Annotated in this window: 3 protein-coding genes; all 3 read right to left on the minus strand. The window is 32.8% G+C overall.

Going from position 1 to position 4,599, the window contains the following annotated elements:
* Window positions 1-266: 266 nt before the first annotated feature.
* Window positions 267-1,712, minus strand: a complete 1,446-nt coding sequence (dacB, locus tag CKF54_RS05400; protein WP_119525343.1) for a D-alanyl-D-alanine carboxypeptidase/D-alanyl-D-alanine-endopeptidase — start codon at window positions 1,710-1,712, stop codon at window positions 267-269.
* An 11-nt stretch (window positions 1,713-1,723) separates the two neighbouring features.
* Window positions 1,724-2,470 (minus strand): hydroxyacylglutathione hydrolase family protein, encoded by a 747-nt coding sequence (locus tag CKF54_RS05405; protein ID WP_119525344.1) that lies wholly within the window; start codon window positions 2,468-2,470, stop codon window positions 1,724-1,726.
* Window positions 2,471-2,754: 284 nt separating this feature from the next.
* The gene (locus CKF54_RS05410; RefSeq protein ID WP_119525345.1) at window positions 2,755-3,849 is read right to left on the minus strand and encodes a ribonuclease H; all 1,095 of its coding nucleotides are present in this window, start codon (window positions 3,847-3,849) and stop codon (window positions 2,755-2,757) included.
* Window positions 3,850-4,599: the final 750 nt, after the last annotated feature.

The raw sequence follows: 4,599 nt of genomic DNA on the forward strand, positions 1-4,599 counted from the left end.
TAAACTTGTAAACTTGTAAATTCATAAGTTCTCTACAAGTAAATTTTTACTTAATAAAATAGCAGAGCGAGGCTTTTTTATAAGCCCCGCTCTGCTATTTTCGTTATGGGTAAACTTGTGTTAGGTAAGGAGAAAGAACTCCATAGAGGTAAGATCTTTTCGGCAATTTTTCCCTTAATTCTAACTTTACTGGTTTTAGTAGTTTGTAAACTTTATTTACGTAAATAGTTTTTACAATTCACCCATGGTTACAAAGGTTACAAATTTTATTTGTTTAGGTAGTTTAGCAACGCTAACTCAAAATCATTAATTTGTTTACGCGTTGAACTAGAGTTATTCAGAAAGTAAGTAAAGGCAATATGTTTTCCGCTCTTAGTGGTTAACACGCCGGTAAAGTTAGTTACTCCATTTAAAGAGCCTGTTTTTCCTTTGATATTAAAGTCTTTAAAACTAGTTTTGTGTTTTAAAGTACCTTCGCTTTGATTTGGGAATAACTGCCATAAATCAGGAGCGCTGGTATAAATTGTGGCTACTAATTTAGTCATCTCTAACGGTGTAATTGAGTTGTAATAAGAGAGACCAGAGCCGTCAAACAGCTTAGAATTTACCTCTAAATTAAAGCTTGCAAGTAATTGTGAATTTACTTTTTGCGCAAGAGTATATGAAGTAGATTCTCCTGTACGAGCTAAAGCAACGTTACGGTAAAGTTGTTCTGCAATGTGATTTTCAGAATCACCTAGCATTTTACTAATTAAACTGCTAATACTGTCACTTTGGATAGCAAAGTTTGCTGTTTTATTTTGTGGAATAGGCTGTTGGCTAAACTCAAGAGATTTTACAGGGATGCCACTATCAACAAGTTGATTTTTAACAACTTGCGCAGTAAATTGATTGCCGTTAGGTACGGCAAAGTACATCCAAATACCATTTTTGTTTTGCCCTACACAACCATCAAGCGTAAAGCTTCTGCCGTTAGCATTTACATAGTTTAATTCGCAAGTTGAAGCTTCTCTCGGTGGAACTATAACGACGTTTGAAGTAATGTTTATTTCGCGTGAGTTAGTATAGTTGTCAAGTTTGGCAAAAGTACCAATAGCTCCTTCTGTTTTTAAAGTACCAGAAATACAATTGTAGTTATATTGGGCAACAGAGTTTTCGGCACTGTAACACATAGAGTTACCATTCCACACCCAACCTTGGGGACGATCATGTCCATTGTACTTACTAGTGTTAATCACCAGTTTACTAATACTACTTACATCAGCAACTTTTAATAACTGTACTAACTGACGAACTCTTTGCAGATTAAAACTAGGATCTCCAGTAAACTCAAGAGTTACTTGGTATTCTCCTTTTTTACTCGTTGGTTGCAAGTAAACGTTAGTTTTTAAAGTATGGTCAGCGGTAAAAGTAGCGTAGGTCAATAACGAAGTTATTACTTTTTGCGTAGAAGCAGGTTTAAAGTTAGAAGTAGCATTTTGGCTAAGAATAACTTGATTGCTATCAAGATCTACGGCATAAATACCATAAACGTCACCAGAAAGGTATTGCTGGGGATTAAATGAACCTTTATTTGCACTTTGCCAATTAATTGCAGGGAGGTTAATTTGCGAAGCATTACCAAAGGCAGCATAAGATGAGTTTATCGCCCCTAACGACGATAAACTCAACATAGTAAAACTAAATATTTGTGTCAGAGATGAAATTTTCATTGTGCTAAAGTTTATGCAGGAATGAATGTATCCTTACCTAAACGTAAGTTAATAAATTGAGACGGATTATCTGCACGTAAAAACGGATTGTAAGTAAGTTCTTTTAAGTAGCTTACAGGAGTATTTACATAGTTACGTTCACTTAAAGTTGCTTCAAATTTGGCTAAAGCATCTGCAATGCTTGCATCTTCAAGTGATTTTGCATAAAGTAAATTACCTTGAGTATATTCATGTCCTGGGTATAACCAGTATTCAGCAACTCCAAGGAAAGATTTTACTTTGTTAATAGAATTGTATAGTGAGTGAATATCACCACCATCAGGTTGTACACGACCACAACCTGCTGAGAAGATTAAATCTCCAGTAAATACTTGATTACCAAGGATAAATACAAGATGTTGATCTGTATGTCCAGGAGTAGAAAGAGCTACAAGTTTGTGCTCACCAATATTAAACTCAACCCCATCTTGCACGTAAACACGATTTTCTTCGGCTATTGCAAATGGTATTTGAGCAAAAATCTCTTTAGAGGTATAGATTTTTGTTTGAGGGTATTCTTTTAATAAAGCAGGTAACCCATGAATATGGTCATAGTGTTTATGGGTAATTAACAGATGAACCTGTTTGATTTGTTCTGCTTTTAAATAGGTGCGGAGATGAAGGAATTCTCCAACATCAACAACTATAGCTTGTTCACCGAATTTAATCGCATAGATATAGTTGTCTGTTAGTGCGGGAATGATTTTTACCGGTAACATATATCCTCCGAGATAATACGGTTAGTTAAATAAGATAAAGCATTTAAAAGTAAAGTTACAAAGTTTACTTTAAAGATTGAAGAAGATCCAAGAAGATCCAAGAAGATCTAAGAAGATCTAAGAAGATCTAAGAAGATCTAAGTTAAACCTAAGGGTTAAAGCATTTTACAAGATAGAAGAAATCTCGTTAAATAAGATGTTAGATATGGCTCTAAACCAAAGCATGAATTTACTTTATTAGTTGTAATTTTAGAGCCATTACTATACTTCTCAACTATCTTCAACTACTCTTCTCTTTTAGCAGGAACTAAGTCATTTACCAGAATATGTTGCGCTCTAAAAACTTGATAAATCTGTTGTTGAATTTCTTGTAGACGTTGCGAATTAATACGCTGGTGATTAGTTACTTGCTGGGCATTTTCAACTTGGATTTTAGTTTTATTAGCTTCAAAACCAAGGCGAATGTCATCAAGTAATTTAATTAAAGTAGTTTCAAGTTCAGCAAGTTGTTGAGCTTTTTCTTTTTTCTCTGGATTTACCGTTGGTTCTTGGTTAGCTTGTTGGGCTACAGAGTTTGCATTAGCAGAGCTTGAAGCTTGAGAAGAACTCGATGTTGTAGTTGAAGCAGTTGATTTTTTGCTTGTAGTTGAAGCGCTTGTTGCAGTTGTAGCACTTGTTGCGGTTGAAGAGCTTGTTGTCGTTGTAGAGCTTGCTTTTTGTGTTGACTTAGATTTCGAATTAGATTTTGAATTAGATTTTTGTTTAGTAGCAAAAGCAGCAATCACTAGATCTTGTAGTTCTTGTTCTACCGAGTTTTCATCTTCGCGGTCTAAGAAAATAAATCTTGAGTGGATTGCTCTTTCTTTGAAATCAGGTTCTACTTTGGCTATTTTTCTAGCTGCAAGAGGATTTTCTAGTTCGTAAATATAATCACGATATAGTAAATCAGAATCCAAATCAGCAGCTGTGGTTGCTAAAGAATCAACTAGTTCATTTCCAGGGATACCTGTGTGCGCTGCAACTTTTTCCCAAAGGATTTTAAAATGTTGTTTATAAACATAACAACGTTTAAAAAGATCAGGGTTCTTTTTATCTTTCCATTTGGCTTTTACCCAACCATTAATCCACATGGTCATGGAGTTTTTTAAATATTCGGAGTCAGTTTTAAAAAGAACTTGTTCACCACGGGAAATTAAGCCTTTTTGATGTAAATAGAACATCGCATAGAGAAAAGCGCTAATTTCCATGCGGTTATTAGTTGTGAGTAAAAAGCCTTTAGATTTTTGGGCAATAAGCTTATTATCTTGAAAAATAGCAAAGGCGTATCCACCTCTACCTGGGTTTTTACGGCAAGCGCCATCAATGTAAACGGTTAACATAAATTAGGGAAAATTAAGTTGGTCAAGTTAATTAGAAAATGGTTGGTCGGGTTAATTATAAACAGGTTAGTCCGCTAGTCTAGTTTATTAGAAATAGATTAGTCTGGTTAATAAGAGACTGGTTAATCTAGTTAATTATAAAATCAGCTAAACTGGTCGTTAATAGTAAAATTTTTGAATGTTTATTTTGTCCCACATTGGGGTGGGACTGGGAGCTAAGCTTGCAAAAGCAAGCTTATAAATTAGTGCGAGGTTAGTATACCTTAGGACTAATTCTTATGTTAACTTATGTTTTGCTAATTAATTAAAAAAATCTACTTGTTTTTTAAAAAAACGTTCTTATAAATTAAGTAAGAAGATAATAAAAATTACTCGCTAAAGTAATCAATAACTATTGTCTTAGGTAAAGTTTTTTTATAAAAGCATAATCATAAAAATTATATCTGTTTTAATCTAATCAATTTTTTTAACTCCAAGATAACCTATCTTGGAGTTTTTATTTGTCTAAATAAGTGAGAGACGAGAAAAATAAAATTAAATTAAAAATTTAATTAGCAATTTATTTCGGTAACAGCTCGAATAATTCGTAATTTAATTAAATTAAAAATAATTCGAATTTAAATTAATTAAAAAATAATTCGAATTAAATTAATTTAAAAATAATTCGAATTAAATTGATTTAAAAATAATTTCGAATTAAATTAATTTAAAAATAATTCGAATTAAATTAATTTAAAAATAATTCGAATT

It is taken from the genome of Psittacicella hinzii, assembly GCF_003585885.1.
Classification (GTDB): domain Bacteria; phylum Pseudomonadota; class Gammaproteobacteria; order Enterobacterales; family Psittacicellaceae; genus Psittacicella.